The 13,239-nt window shown below is 67.0% G+C and carries 15 protein-coding genes; 10 read left to right on the top strand and 5 right to left on the bottom strand.

Annotated features, from left to right (window positions below; all coding sequences use genetic code 11):
* Positions 1 to 233: 233 nt before the first annotated feature.
* From KOE53_RS04455 to KOE53_RS04440, 4 genes are all read left to right on the top strand, one after another.
* Positions 234 to 1,763, top strand: a complete 1,530-nt coding sequence (locus KOE53_RS04455) for an MFS transporter (protein WP_188057541.1) — start codon at positions 234 to 236, stop codon at positions 1,761 to 1,763.
* A complete protein-coding gene (locus KOE53_RS04450) occupies positions 1,750 to 2,325 on the top strand; it encodes a TetR/AcrR family transcriptional regulator (protein ID WP_188057540.1) in 576 nt (191 codons plus the stop codon). The genes KOE53_RS04455 and KOE53_RS04450 overlap by 14 nt, the downstream gene beginning before the upstream one ends.
* A gap of 82 nt (positions 2,326 to 2,407) precedes the next feature.
* Positions 2,408 to 3,148 (top strand): Type 1 glutamine amidotransferase-like domain-containing protein, encoded by a 741-nt coding sequence (locus KOE53_RS04445; protein WP_188057539.1) that lies wholly within the window; start codon positions 2,408 to 2,410, stop codon positions 3,146 to 3,148.
* Positions 3,145 to 4,500, top strand: coding sequence for an anaerobic C4-dicarboxylate transporter family protein (locus KOE53_RS04440; RefSeq protein WP_188057538.1), 1,356 nt, complete (start codon positions 3,145 to 3,147; stop codon positions 4,498 to 4,500). The genes KOE53_RS04445 and KOE53_RS04440 overlap by 4 nt, the downstream gene beginning before the upstream one ends.
* Here the strand turns inward: KOE53_RS04440 and KOE53_RS04435 are convergent.
* The 4 genes from KOE53_RS04435 to KOE53_RS04420 form a co-directional block, all read right to left on the bottom strand.
* Positions 4,446 to 5,210, bottom strand: coding sequence for a response regulator (locus KOE53_RS04435; RefSeq protein ID WP_502825452.1), 765 nt, complete (start codon positions 5,208 to 5,210; stop codon positions 4,446 to 4,448). The two genes, KOE53_RS04440 and KOE53_RS04435, sit on opposite strands and share 55 nt — an antisense overlap.
* Positions 5,203 to 6,858 (bottom strand): sensor histidine kinase, encoded by a 1,656-nt coding sequence (locus KOE53_RS04430; protein ID WP_188057537.1) that lies wholly within the window; start codon positions 6,856 to 6,858, stop codon positions 5,203 to 5,205. Before KOE53_RS04430 ends, KOE53_RS04435 begins: the two co-directional genes overlap by 8 nt.
* Positions 6,859 to 7,075: 217 nt before the next feature.
* On the bottom strand, positions 7,076 to 8,119 hold the full coding sequence (locus KOE53_RS04425; protein WP_188057536.1) for an LLM class flavin-dependent oxidoreductase: 1,044 nt from the start codon (positions 8,117 to 8,119) through the stop codon (positions 7,076 to 7,078).
* Positions 8,120 to 8,155: 36 nt separating this feature from the next.
* Positions 8,156 to 8,878, bottom strand: a complete 723-nt coding sequence (locus KOE53_RS04420; RefSeq protein ID WP_188057535.1) for an NADPH-dependent F420 reductase — start codon at positions 8,876 to 8,878, stop codon at positions 8,156 to 8,158.
* 62 nt (positions 8,879 to 8,940) lie between these two features.
* On the opposite strand from KOE53_RS04420, the gene KOE53_RS04415 reads away from it, so the two are divergent.
* The 3 genes from KOE53_RS04415 (at position 8,941) to KOE53_RS04405 (ending at position 10,666) form a co-directional block, all read left to right on the top strand.
* Positions 8,941 to 9,282 carry a winged helix-turn-helix transcriptional regulator gene (locus tag KOE53_RS04415; RefSeq protein WP_251364121.1) on the top strand — a complete coding sequence of 114 codons (342 nt, stop codon included), beginning with the start codon at positions 8,941 to 8,943 and terminating at the stop codon, positions 9,280 to 9,282.
* A gap of 66 nt (positions 9,283 to 9,348) precedes the next feature.
* Entirely contained in the window at positions 9,349 to 9,783 is a 435-nt protein-coding gene (locus KOE53_RS04410; RefSeq protein ID WP_188057534.1) for a VOC family protein, read from the top strand.
* Between the two features lie 121 nt (positions 9,784 to 9,904).
* Positions 9,905 to 10,666: a M15 family metallopeptidase gene (locus tag KOE53_RS04405; protein WP_215401659.1), complete on the top strand. Its 762-nt coding sequence runs from the start codon at positions 9,905 to 9,907 to the stop codon at positions 10,664 to 10,666.
* A gap of 11 nt (positions 10,667 to 10,677) precedes the next feature.
* Here KOE53_RS04405 and KOE53_RS04400 read toward each other — a convergent pair whose 3' ends face one another.
* Positions 10,678 to 11,022, bottom strand: coding sequence for a TFIIB-type zinc ribbon-containing protein (locus KOE53_RS04400; RefSeq protein WP_188057533.1), 345 nt, complete (start codon positions 11,020 to 11,022; stop codon positions 10,678 to 10,680).
* 128 nt (positions 11,023 to 11,150) lie between these two features.
* Between KOE53_RS04400 and KOE53_RS04395 the strand changes: the two genes are divergently transcribed.
* The 3 genes from KOE53_RS04395 (at position 11,151) to KOE53_RS04385 (ending at position 13,237) form a co-directional block, all read left to right on the top strand.
* Entirely contained in the window at positions 11,151 to 11,396 is a 246-nt protein-coding gene (locus KOE53_RS04395; protein ID WP_188057532.1) for a helix-turn-helix domain-containing protein, read from the top strand.
* Between the two features lie 87 nt (positions 11,397 to 11,483).
* On the top strand, positions 11,484 to 12,377 hold the full coding sequence (locus KOE53_RS04390) for an ABC transporter ATP-binding protein (protein ID WP_188057531.1): 894 nt from the start codon (positions 11,484 to 11,486) through the stop codon (positions 12,375 to 12,377).
* Positions 12,374 to 13,237: an ABC transporter permease gene (locus KOE53_RS04385; protein ID WP_188057530.1), complete on the top strand. Its 864-nt coding sequence runs from the start codon at positions 12,374 to 12,376 to the stop codon at positions 13,235 to 13,237. The genes KOE53_RS04390 and KOE53_RS04385 overlap by 4 nt, the downstream gene beginning before the upstream one ends.
* Positions 13,238 to 13,239: the final 2 nt, after the last annotated feature.

Below are 13,239 nucleotides of genomic sequence, written 5' to 3'. Positions count from 1 at the left end.
GGGCGGTCAACGAGAAGTCTTCCCTAAGGCCAGCGAGTGCCAGCGCCCCACGGTAGCAGCCGAAGTGGTGCGTGGGCTGGGCGCCGTCTACTTCGGGGGCTGCACAGGGTCTGCGTGAGCGTCCGGTGAGAGATTTCGTCGATCCTGCGCCGGATCACACTCGTCGGGGCGACATAGATGAAACCGACCAGTCGGCTTGTTGAACAAACCGTCTGGTCGGTAGGCTGGTGCGCATGGCACACCCCGAATCATCCGCACCGCCCGCCCGCGCCGGCCGCCGTCAATGGGCTGCCCTCGGGGTGCTCGTACTGGTCGTCGTCCTGTTGACGGTCGACGGCACGGTGCTCTACCTCGCTGTGCCTTCGATGACCGTGGACCTCGAGCCGACGGCCTCGCAGTTGCTCTGGATCGGCGACATTTACTCCTTCGCGCTCGCTGGCTTACTCATCACCATGGGCAACGTCGCTGACCGCATTGGTCGCAAGAAGCTCCTGCTGATCGGCTCCGCGGCGTTCGGCGTCGCCTCGGTGCTCGCCGCGTTCGCCCCGAGTGCCGAGATGCTCATCGCCGCGCGGGCGCTGCTCGGCGTCGCAGGCGCGACGCTGATGCCCTCGACGCTCTCGCTCGTGCGAGCAATGTTCGTCGACGCGAAGCAGCGCACCAGGGCCATCGCCATTTGGTCGATGGGTGCCACCGCCGGTGCCGCCCTCGGACCGTTGGTCGGCGGCGTGCTGCTCGAACACTTCTGGTGGGGGTCTGTCTTCCTCATCAACGTGCCGATCATGGTGCTCGTGCTCGTCGCCGGGCCGATCCTGATCCCCGAGTCGCGGGGGGACGCGAAGGCTCCCATTGACCTGCTGTCTTCCGCCCTGTCTATTTTGGCGATCATTCCGCTCGTGTTCGCCATCAAGCACTGGGTGAGCGACGGCTTCGACCTCGTGGTGGTGGGCACCGCGCTACTCGGGCTGGTGGCCGGTTGGGTGTTCATTCGCCGACAGCTGCGGCTCGCGCACCCCCTGCTCGACCTCACGCTGTTCCGCATGCCCGCATTCGCCGGATCGGTTGCGGCGAACGGGCTCGCCATCTTCGCGTTCATGGGGCTGCTCTTCTTCTTCTCGCAATATCTGCAGTTGGTGCGCGAGTTCGGGCCGCTGCTCGCCGGGATTGCCGAGCTGCCCTCGACGATCGCCTCGATGGTCGTCGTGCTGTTCATTGGGTTCCTGGTGGCGTGGATGGGCCGGGGGCGCTCGATCGGGCTCGGACTGGCGCTGGGCGGCATCGGGCTCGCCGGCATCGGCCTCACGATAACGATGCCGAGCTATTGGGGTCTCGGTATCTTCCTTGCAGTGGTCGGGCTCGGCATCGGCATCGCGATGACGCTGTCGACCGACGCCGTGGTGTCCTCGGTGCCGGAGGCCCGCGCGGGGGCCGCGGCTTCGATTGCCGAAACGGCCTACGAGCTGGGTGCCGCGCTGGGCATCGCCGTGCTCGGCTCGGTCCAGCTGGCGATCTATCGCTCGAACCTCGCGCTTCCCGCCGACACCGATGCCGCGACTACGAAGGCGGTGGAGGAATCGTTGGCGGTGGCGATGGCGACGGTCGACAACGCCACGGTCATCGAACACGCCCAGCACGCGTTTACGGTCGCCGTGCAGACCACGTCGTACGTTGCCGCGGCACTGCTCATCGTTGCCGCGGTGGTCGCCTGGCGAGTCATCCCGTCGCCGCGCGGGGCAGAATCGGCCGTGAATGTCGCGCACTGACCCCATCGCTACTCGCGACAAAGAACGCACCCGTCGCGCGATCCTTGAGGCAGCCGAACGGTTGTTCTCGGAGCGCGGGGCCGGGGTCAGCCTCGCAGAGATCGCGGAGGGTGCCGGGGTCGCCAAGGGTGGGCTCATGCACCACTTCCCGAGCCGAGACGCGCTGGTCTACGGCGTGATGGAACACTGCGCCGTGCGGATGTGGGAGGAGGTGCGCGCACACATCGACCTCGGTGAGGTACGCGCCGGGCAATTCACCCGTGGCTATGTCCGTGCGCTTACCGGAGACAGCGACTACCTCAGCTCGGTCTACAGCCCGACCGGGCTCATCGCGGTGTTCGGGAACGCCGCCGAGGTGCAAGACATCTTCGAGCGGGACGCGGCGCTGTGGAATGCCGCTTTTGCGGCCGACGGTTTGTCCACCGAGCGCGTGTTGGTGATTCGTTACGCCGCAGAGGGCCTCGCGCTCGCAGCCGGGAGCCCGTATGTGACCCCCGCCGCCCTGACCCTCGGCCGGTCGGCGCTGCTCGCGCTCGCCGAGCCTCTTGAGACGCCCGCGTAGGGAAGTTCACCCGAAAATTGGTCGACACTCTCCTCTTGCTCGGATAGCGTGTGAATCCAGAGCGAGCGGCAAAGGGGCAGCGATGGCACACGTAGTGGCGACCGGGGCGGGCAAGGCCATGATGCAGCGGGGAAATGACCCCACGCACGACTTCATACTCGGGTTGACCGGCAAGAAACGGCCGCGGGTGCTCTTCGTCGGCACCGCGACGGGTGACGACGCGTCATACATCGTGAGCTTCTACGCGACGTATGATTCGGACCGCTGCGCCCCGCACCACCTCCCGCTCTTTCACCGCACGGTGGACGACCTCGCGTCGTACGTTCGGGGCTTCGACGTCATTCACGTCGGCGGCGGCAACACCGCCAACATGCTCGATGTGTGGAAGCGGCAGGGCCTCGACGCGATCCTGCGCGAGATGTGGCAGGATCCGTCCTCGAACGTGGTGTTTACTGGCGGGAGCGCCGGCGGGATCTGCTGGTTTGAGGGTGGAACGACCGACAGCTACGGGCCGACCCTGCAGGTGTTGCCCGAGGGGCTTGGCCTCTTGCCCGGCAGTTTCTGCCCGCACTACGACGCGGAGGATCAGCGCCAGCCGCTCTTTCACGCGGCGCTGCTCAGTGGCGAGCTCGGCACGGGCTACGCGGTCGGCAACCTGCAATCCGTGCACTTCGAGAATGGTGTATTCCAAACGGCGATCAGCCCGGTTGAGGGCGGCCTCGCGCTGCGAGTCGAGGCCGTGGATGGCCGCATCGTCGAAACGCCCCTCCCGCTCACGGTGCTGACCGCGTCCGCACCCGTGCAGACTGGGCCCTCCTCATGAATGACAACGTGTGGGTGATGCTCGCCCAGCTCGTCGTGGTTGTTGCGGCGATCTACATGGGCACGCGCACGAGCGGCATTGGGCTCGGTGTCTGGGGGCTCGTCGGCGTCGCCGTGCTCGTGTTCGGCTTCGGATCGGCCCCGGGAAGCGCCCCGGTGGACGCCGTGTTCATCGTCATCACCGTGATTACGGCGGCCTCCGTGATGCAGGCGGCGGGCGGGATCGAGTGGATGGTGTCGGTCGCCGCGAAGGTGATTCGGAAGCGGCCGCGTTCGGTGGTCTTCCTCGCACCCGCAATGTCGTTCCTCTTTACGGTCGGCGCGGGCACCGGCAACATCTTCTACCCGCTGCTGCCGGTGATCTACGACGTCTCGTACCAGCAGAAGATTCGGCCGGAGCGGGCGCTCGCGGTGTCGGCGGTCGCCTCGCAGGTCGGGATCCTGTGCTCGCCGGTCTCTGCCGCCACCGCCTCAATGGTGGTGCTGCTGGCGCCGCAGGGTGTCGATCTCGGTCGGCTGCTCCTCATCATGTGGCCGGCCTCGATCGCCGGACTCTTCATGGCCGCGCTCGTCATGCTCAAGCACGGGAAGAACCTCGAGGACGATCCCGAGTTCCAGCGCCGGCTGGCGGACGGGCAGATCAAGCCACCCGCAACCAATGTCGGCGAGACCAAGCTGCCGCGCACCGCAGTCATGTCCGCCTCGCTCTTCCTCATCGGCGTCGGCGTGATCGTCATGTTCGGCCTGTTCGAGGGCCTGCGCCCCGTCATCGGCACCGACGCCGACGGCGACCCCACGCGGCTGAGCGTCACGGTGATCATCGAGGTGACGATGGGCGTGATCGCCGCGCTCATCTTCGTGTTCTGCAAGGTCAAGGCCGCGGACGTGCCCAAGCAGGCGACGTTCCCCGCCGGCATGGTCGGCGCGATCGCGCTGTTCGGCATCGCCTGGCTCGCGAACACCTTCGTTGCCGCGAACCAGAAGCTCATCGTCGACGGGCTGGGCTCGGTGGTCTCGGGCTCCTCAGCCTTCCTGGGCGCGCTGCTCTTTGCGCTCGCACTCTTCGTCGTGGCGATGCTGACGACGAGCCAGTCGAGCGCGACCAACGCGATAGTCCCGATCGGTATCACGATCGGTCTGCCGCCCGCACTGCTGGTGGGGCTGTGGCCGTCCGCGATGGGCATGTACACCCTGCCGGCGAACGGCAGCCAGGTCGCGACCGTCGCATTTGACCAAACCGGCACGACCAAGATGGGCAAGTTCGTGTTTGACCACTCGTTCCAATTGCCGAACCTGGTCTATGTAGGGGTCGCGGTCACCGTCGGCGTGTTGCTGTCGTTCGTCTTCGTGTAGTGCCTGGAATCGCGGTTGAGGTACTTCAAGACCGCCAGCACGCGCCGGTGGGCGTCGGGGGCGACCGGGAGTGACAGCGCGTCGTAGATGCGCGAGATGTGTTGCACGACCGCCTTTTCGCTGATGAAGAGGCGGGCGGCGATCGCACCGTTGCTGCGACCCTCCGCGACGAGCGCGAAGACCTCCCGTTGGCGCGGCGTGAGCGATCCGACGGCCGAGTCGGCGATCCGGGCGCGTGCCACCATCACCGCGACGACCTCGGGATCGATCGCGGTTCCTCCCGAGGCGACTTCGCGCAGATCTGCAATGAAACCGTCGACGTCAGCGACGCGCTGTTTGAGGAGATAGCCCACGCCGCCGGCCGATTGCGTTCCGGCATCGCCGGGCTCAGCCTGGCCGAGGAGTTCGAGCGCGTAGCGCCGCTGCACGTGCTGCGAGAGCACCATGACCGCGAGGCCCGGGAAGCGTGAGCGGATCCTGCGAGCCGCGATCAAGCCCTCGTCGGTGAACGTGGGCGGCATGCGGATGTCGGTGATGACCAGGTCGGGCGAGAGGCCGGCGACGGCTTGTTCGAGGTCGGTTGCGTTGCCGACTGAGCCCACCACCACCATGCCCGCCTGGTTCAGCACGAGCTCGAGTCCGCGGCGCAGCAGTACCTCATCCTCGCCGAGCACAATGCGCAGCGGTGCGTCCTTCGGCGTCTCAATCACTCGGTACCTCCGCCCGAATCGTGGTGCCCTCGCCCGGCACGCTGGTGATGCGCATGACCCCTCCGAGCACGTCGATGCGCTCGGCCATTCCCGTGAGCCCGGCACCGGTGCCGGTGTGCGCGCCGCCCACTCCGTCATCGCGTACCTCGATACACAGGGTGGAGCCGGAGCGCTCGAGCGCCACACGGATGGAACTCGCCGCCGAGTGCTTGACCGCGTTGGTGAGCGCTTCGGCGACCACGAAATATGCGGTGCTCTCGGTGGCCGCCGAGAGTTCCCCGTCGGCGACAGCGAGGTGCAGTTCGGTGGGGATCGGCATGCGATCCACGAGGTCCTCGGCAGCGGCCGAAAGACCGCGCTGAATGAGGGGCGCGGGCATGACGGCGTGCACCAGGCTGCGGAGGCCGGCGGCCGAGCGATCGATATCGCGCCGCAGCCGAACGGCGCGCTCGGCAAGGTCGGTGTCGGCCGCGGCCGCGTGCGCCATCTGCTGGGCCTCGATGCCGAGCAAGACGAGCTCGGATTGGAGACCGTCATGGAGATCCTGCGCGATCCTCCGACGCTCGGTGTCTGCCACCTCGACGAGGCGTTCCCGAGAACGCTGGAGGTCGGTGCGGCTCGCGTGCAACAGGGCGGTGAGCCGTTCGCGGTCAAGTGCGAGCGCGACGACCCTGCTCGCGGTGCTCATGAGTTCCGGCTCGGACGACAGCGCGCGGTCGAAGCTGATGGCGCCGATGTGACGACCGTCAAGCTGGACAATCTCGATTCCCCGCCGATCGTCCCCGTGCGGGTCGGCAACCTGGGCGCCGTGAGCGTCGACGTACGCGTCGAGGTGCGGCGCCCAGAACCAGACGGTGAGCGAGGGGTCACCCAGGGTTCGCGCGAGCGCGGCGGCGATTCCCGGTTGGTTCGTCATCGCGGATTCGAGCCACTCGCCGAGCTCTTCGACCTCGCCGGTGCGGGCGACTCCGCCGCGCAGCACGGCGAGCGAAAATGCCACGGGCAGCGCCGTGAAGACGACGAGCTGGAAGACACCCACCTGGTCGCGCTGCCAACCGAGCAGCAGGGGGAACAACTGAGCGGACACGACGAGCAGCATGATCGCGATGAGTCCGTATGAAAAGAGCGGGATGAGGACACGGCGTTCGGCCCCGCTGGCTGCGCGCAGGCGCACGATGAGCAGCAGGGCGGTGGCAGAGAAGACGACGGCGCCCGCCGCCGCCTGCATCGAATGACCCAGCGGTGGCACCTGCAGCACGGTGGCGGTGGCGTAGGCCAGTGCGGTGGTGGCCCGCGCCGCGCGGGTGCGCAGCCGACCGGTGGGGAACGCGAGCAGGAGGTGAATGAACGTGGCGAGCGGCAGGGTCGCGGCAAGGGCGCCAGCCGCCGCGAGCGCGGGAAGCGCGGAGTTCCCGAATCCGACTAGGAGTACGGCGGCACCGGATAGCAGGATGAGCGGACCCATCAAGCTGCCAGGGCGTCCGTGCCACGCGAGCAGGCCGGCGCCCAGATACACCGCGACCGTGAGCGGAAACAATACAAACGGGGCGAGCGGCAAGTCCGTCGGAGTCACCGCCACTAAGACGAGGACCAAGAGCGCCCCCGCGCACGCGAGCGCGATGAGCGAGCGGTCGAGCGATCGACGCATGGGCGGTCGCCCTCGGTGTTGCGCGCCAATCCTTCGCATTCGCTCGCCCCCCTGGGTCGCAGAGCACCCTGCGCGCGGCGCCGCGAGGCTGGCGCCGGCAAGTGCGAGACCAGCTAAGCACAGCGAGCGTGCCCGGTGCACCGCCGCTCGGCCGCTCGCCCAAAGACAGGACGTAGGTCTAGGGGTGCCCCAGCCAGAGCGTGCTTGAGTTCAGGCGTTATTTCGCCGCGAGCAGTCGCTTCACGCGGGGCGCCACCTCGGTGGCGAGCAGGGTGAGTGACTCGAGGAAGTGCTCCTGGGGCAGCCCGCCGATGTCCATCTGGAGGAAGTGGCGCACGTGCCCCAGGTGACCATGCAGTTGCGCAATGCGATCGGCGATCTCGTCGGGGGATCCGACGTAGAACCCGCCGAGCGGCCCCGTCTGCGCCTCGAACTCTGGCCGACGTGGCGGCGCCCAGCCGCGAAGCTTGCCCATTTCGACGGTGAGGTTGTGCCATCCCGGGTAGAAGCGATCGAGCGCTTCCTGCTTGGTCGGGGCGATGAGCCCGAGCGCGCCCACCGAGACCTTGATGTTGTCTCCGGTGTGCCCGGCCTGCTCTGCGGCCTTGCGGTAGAGGTTCGCGAGCGGCGCGAAGCGGTGGGGCTCGCCGCCGATGATGCCGTACGAGACGGGCAAGCCGAGCTTGCCGGCGCGCACGGAGGAGGCGGCGTTCCCGCCGGTGGCGAGCCAGATCGGGAGCTTGCCGCAGACCGGCCGCGGGACGACCGCGAGCCCCGGAATGTCGGGGCGGACTGTCCCCGACCAGGTCACGGTCTCGCTCGCGCTGTCGTTGATGGTCATGAGGAGGTCGAGCTTCTCGGCGTAGAGCTGGTCGTAGTCGCGCAGGTCGTACCCGAACAGCGGGAACGTCTCGACGGACGAGCCGCGGCCAGCGGTGATCTCGATGCGTCCGCCGCCCGAGATCGCGTCCGCCGTCGCGAACTGCTGAAACACTCGCACCGGATCGTCGGTGCTGATGATGCTCGCACCGGACCCCAGGACGATCTGCTTTGTCACTGCGGCCGCTGCGGCGATGACCGTGCCGGGGGACGACGCCGGCATGCTTTGGGTGTGATGCTCGCCGACTGCGAAGTACTCGAGCCCGACGCGGTCTGCGTGGGTGATGGCCTCAAAGAGGTTGCTGATGCCTTCCGCGGTGGAGCGAGGGTTGCCGTTGTCGTAGAGCGGGGTGTCGCCGAAACTGTACGCGCCAATTTGCATGGGTAACTCCTGGTGATGTGGTGAGGGAATGGGTGATTATTGCCGGCTGGCGTCGGCGGGTTCGTGAGTCTCACAGCCGCGTGTGGCCTCTGCGCGCAGCTCGGCGGCGGTATGGTGGCCGCCAAAGATGGTCGTACCCGGTTCGAGCAGGGTGCCGCTCGCGAGTGGGCCGGTGGAAACGGGGTCGAATCCGAATCGGTCGATCACCTGCGCGACCAACGCCACCGCTTCTGCGTCGTCCCCGGCGATACCGAGTGCCCGGCGTTCGGGGTGCCCTGCGTCGCGGGCATCGAGTTCGAGGTCGTGATAGCCGATGTGGTTGAGCGTCTTCACGAGGCGTGCGCCCGCGAAGTGGTCGTGAATGACCGCGCTGCTGCCCAGGCCGGCAGAGGCGAACTCCTCAATGTGGCCATCGATCGGTTCCCAGTAGTTCATGGTGTCAATGACGACCTTTCCGCGCAGCACCTCGGGGTCGACGGAACGGAACTTGTGTAGTGGGACGGCCACGACCACGACGTCGGCGAATTCCGCGGCCTCAGCAGCATTCATGGCCCGGGCGCCCGGGGTAACCAGTTCCGCGATGAGCTCGATTTCCGAGGCTGGACCGGAGGCCGCGATGGCGACGTCGAACCCTGCGGAAAGAGCGGTGCGCGCAATCGCGGAACCGACGCGGCCGGCGCCGAGGATGCCGAGGGTGACCTGCATTGCGAGCCTTTCGTGTGTTGCCTGGCGGGGTGCCGAGGCGGTACACACCAGCATTCAGGGTGCGTGCACTTTTCGCGAACCGAGTGTAAGCTGCTAACTAATAGTTAGGAAACGTATTGAGCTCCAGCAACATCTCCATGATCGACGAGGAGGAATGCCGAAGGTTTCAGTCGACGGTTGAACTTGCCGGCAGGAAGTGGAACGCAGCGATCCTGCTCGCAGGGGCGCGCGGCGCACGTCGATTCTCGGAGTATCACTCCAGAGTCGAGGGGATCTCGGACCGGCTGCTCTCGGCGCGCTTGAAGGAGCTCGAGGCCGAGGGGCTGATCCTGCGCGACGTTCAACCTACGACGCCGGTAATGATCAGCTACGTGCTGACGGACTCGGGTCGCGCGCTCATCTCGCTGCTGCACCCTCTGGTGAGCTGGAGCAAGGAGCGCACCGCTCAGGGTAGATAGCCGAACACGGAGGCCTTATTCGGCTTGCGCGGCTACCTTGGTATCGAGTCAGATTGCGAGGTCGCGATGAATCAGTTCACGATGGGGCCGGTCGGGCAAATTTCCCGGCGAGTAAGTGACATCGAGGCTGCGGTGGAGTGGTACTCCGACGTGCTCGGCTTTGCGCTGCTGTATCGATTCGGCGAGCTGGCGTTTTTCGACCTCGGCGGCTTGCGGCTGTTTCTCTCCGCGGGCGAGCGCGAAACCGATGTGCGCGGGGAATCGGTCATCTACTTCCGCGTGGACGACATTCATGCGACCTACGCCTTGCTCACCGAGCGCGGCGTGAGTTTCATCGGGGCGCCGCACCTCATTTACCAGCACGAGACGGGCGTCGAGGAGTGGATGGCGTTCTTCCGCGACCCCGACGGGCAAACGCTCGCGATCATGTCGCAGGTGCGGGGCGACGGCAACGTGCACGCTGCCATCGCCCCGGAACTGCCTCGTCGAACAGCTCGCTGAGCCAGTTTTCCCACCTCTTCAGTCGGTGTTTCGCGCGAGCACTCGGTATGCGCCAGAATGGCGTCAATCGATCGCTCGGCGACTGTCGCAGACGATTCAGGCTGGGAAGTTGGGGGACCGCGTGAACTACGCGAAGCGGATCGCAGTGACGGCGTCACTCGCCGCCGCGGCACTGGTGCTGCTTGTCGGATGTACGCAGGCCCGTTCGGGGGTCGCGCCTGAGGCGGCCGAGGGCAGCGCGGACGCGGTGACTGGCGCAAGTTGCCCGCTGCTTCCCGAGGGCTTTGACTACGTCCGCGACGTCGACCCGAGCATCGCGGTCGAGCTGCGCTACGCCACCCGCGCCAACTTCACCGGCGAGGTCATCGACGGGTACGAATCGGAATCGGCCGCGGTGCTGCGCGATGACGCGGCCGAGGCGCTCGCGGCCGTGCAGTCGTCGCTCGCCGGTCAAGGGCTCGAGCTGCTCGTTTTCGACGCGTATCGCCCAACTCGCGCCGTGCAGTTCTTCATGGACTGGGCGCAGACAGACGACGACGCGACGCAGGCCGAGTACTACCCGACGTTCGAGAAGTCGCAGCTCTTCGAGCTCGGTTACATCGCCGAGCGTTCAAAGCACTCGCTCGGCGGCACGGTCGACCTCACCCTCATCGACTCGGCCACGGGTGTACCGCTCGACATGGGCGGCGAGTTCGACCTCTTCGATCTGCGCTCTCACTACGAGGCGGAGGGTCTCGACGCTGCCCAGTTCGAGAATCGCACCCGGTTGCGCGAGGCGATGCTCGCCGCTGGCTTCGAGCCATACCCGCAGGAATGGTGGCACTTTTCATTCCCGCTGCCGGAATCAGCAGGGGCGCGAAACTTCGCGATCGGCCCCTGCTGACGACGGGTGGCTTAGTCGAACAGCTCGCTGAGCCAGCTTTCCTTCTTCTTCGGCCGGTTGTACCCGCGGTTGTCGTAGCCGCGGTTGTCGTACTGCGGCTGCTGCTGTGCGTAGCGGGGGTCCGGGTAGCTCGGCGCTGCGTGCGCGGGCGGCGCGGGGGGAGCAGCCGGAGCAGCCGGAGCAGCCGGGGCGGCGGCCGCGGGGGTGCGCGCGGCAAACTCTGCCTCGGCGCGATCGATGATCTTGTCGAGCTCGCCGCGGTCGAGCCATACTCCCCGGCACTCGGGGCAGTAATCGATTTCGACGCCGCTGCGCTCGCTCATGACGAGTGTCGCTGAATCAGTAGGGCACTTCATGGATCCTCCAGAGCTTCGTTGGTGGTCCCAGCGTATTGATGCAGGCGGGGAATTTGCCTGGGAGGATGGCGGTCCCGCACCCATCGCCGCGTAGGCTGTGACTACGAATTCGTGCACAGGGGGACCAGATGGAATCACCGATCACCGCTCCGGAAGACGTCGGGCGTCTGGTGCGCTCCGTGCGCGAGCGATATGGAGCGAGCCAGCAGGATCTCGCCGACAGGCTGGGCGTCAGCCAGCGCTGGCTGTCCGAGCTCGAACTCGGAAAGGGCAAGCAGGCGAACGCCCGGTACTTCGAGGTGTTGCGGCTGCTCGGCATCCGCCTGAGCGGAACTGTGTCCGAAGCGAAGCCCGCGATTTTCGAGGCGTCCTAGGCAACGACCGCCTCCACCGACCGGTGGAGGGAAAGATCAGTGGGCTGACGGCTGCCAATTCTTCCGTGACGGGGCGAGACTGGTGTCATGACCGCACACACTGCCCCAGGGGGCGCCGCGATTGAGGCAATCGGGCTCTCCAAACGATACGGCGCGCGCACGGTGCTCGACGAGGTCTCGTTGGAGATTCCCACGGGCGAGACCTTTGCGTTGCTCGGCCCGAATGGCGCCGGAAAGTCCACCACGATCGGGATCCTGACCGGGGTGGTTCGTCCGAGCAGCGGCAGCGTGCACGTGCTCGGGAACGACCCGGTCGCGGCGGGGCGAGCCTGGCGAGCACGCATCGGGATCGTGACGCAGACGAGCGGCGACACGGGACCGTACACGGTCGCCGAGCTCGTGCGGCACTATGCCGCGTTGTACCCGAACCCCCGCGACTCGGACGTGGTGATCGAGGCCGTCGGCCTGGCCGAGCGCCGAGACGTGCGCGTGACCAAACTCTCGGGCGGACAGCAGCGCCGCGTTGACGTCGCCCTCGGCATCGTGGGCAACCCCGAAGTGCTCTTCCTGGACGAGCCCACCACCGGGTTCGACCCCGAGGCACGGCACCAGTTCTGGGGGCTCATTGAATCGCTCAAGGCGGACGGCACCACTATCCTGCTCACCACCCACTACCTCGAGGAGGCGGCCCGGCTCGCGGATCGCGCCGGCGTGATCTCGGGCGGACGCCTCGTCGCAATCGACACCGTGGACCGGATCGGCGGGCCGCTCGCCCGCGTGCCCCGGGTGCGCTGGCGCGGTCCCGAAGGGCAGGAGCACGACGAGCGCACCCAACATCCCGGCGAGTTGGTCGCGCGCCTGGTCGAAACGCACGGCGGTGAGCCGCCCGAGCTTGAGGTCATTCGACCAAGCCTCGAAGACATCTACCTCGACCTCATCGGCGAGGACCGCGCCACGCAGTTGGAAGGAAATGCCGCATGAGTGCCGCAGATATCTCAGCTCCCGTCGTCCAGCGCACGAGAGGGGTGCTTCCCGGGATCCTACCCACCGGGCTGCGGCTGGCGCTGTTCGAGCTCCGGGGGTACTTCCGCGCGGGCGACACGGTGTTCTTCACCTTCCTCTTCCCCGTGATGATGCTGGTCATCTTCAGTGCGGCATTCAGCTCGCAGGGCAACATCGGCACGAACCCCGACGGGAGCGGTGGCATCAGTGTCGCCACCTACTACCTCACGGGCATGCTCGCGGCCGGCATGCTGCTCAGCGGCACCCAGAACCTCGCCGTCGATATCGCGATGGAGAAAAGCGACGGCCGGCTTGCCCGCCTCGGCGGCACCCCGCTCTCGCCCGTGAGCTACTTCATCGGAAAATTTGGTCAGGTGTTTGTCACGGGGCTCGCGCAGGCGGCCCTGCTCTTGCTCGTCGCCCGCTTCGCCTTCGGCGTGGAACTCCCGACTGCAGCCGCGAACTGGTGGACCTTTGCGTGGGTGTTCCTGCTCGGCACCGCGGTGTGCGCGCTGCTCGGGGTCGCGCTCGCCGCAGTGCCGCGCACCGGGAAGAGCGCCGTTGCGGTCGTGCTCCCGCCCGTGCTGATCCTGCAGTTCATCTCGGGGGTCTACCTGCAGTTCTCGATGCTGCCCGAGTGGCTGCAGAACATCGCGTCGATCTTTCCTTTGAAGTGGATGGCGCAGGGCATGCGGGCTGCGTTCCTTCCCGACAGCTTTGCGGTCGCCGAGGTGTCGGGGGCCTGGGACCTGGGCGTGGTCTCGGCCGTGCTCTCCGGCTGGCTCGCGATCGGATTGGTGCTCAGCTTGCTCACGTTCCGGTGGGTGCGCCGCTCGTGACC

The sequence above is a fragment of the Leucobacter sp. CX87 genome, assembly GCF_018682295.1.
In the GTDB taxonomy this organism is placed as follows: Bacteria; Actinomycetota; Actinomycetes; order Actinomycetales; family Microbacteriaceae; genus Cx-87.
The sequence above is the reverse complement of the archived record's forward strand: the minus strand, read 5'-3'. Positions and strand labels throughout refer to the sequence as shown.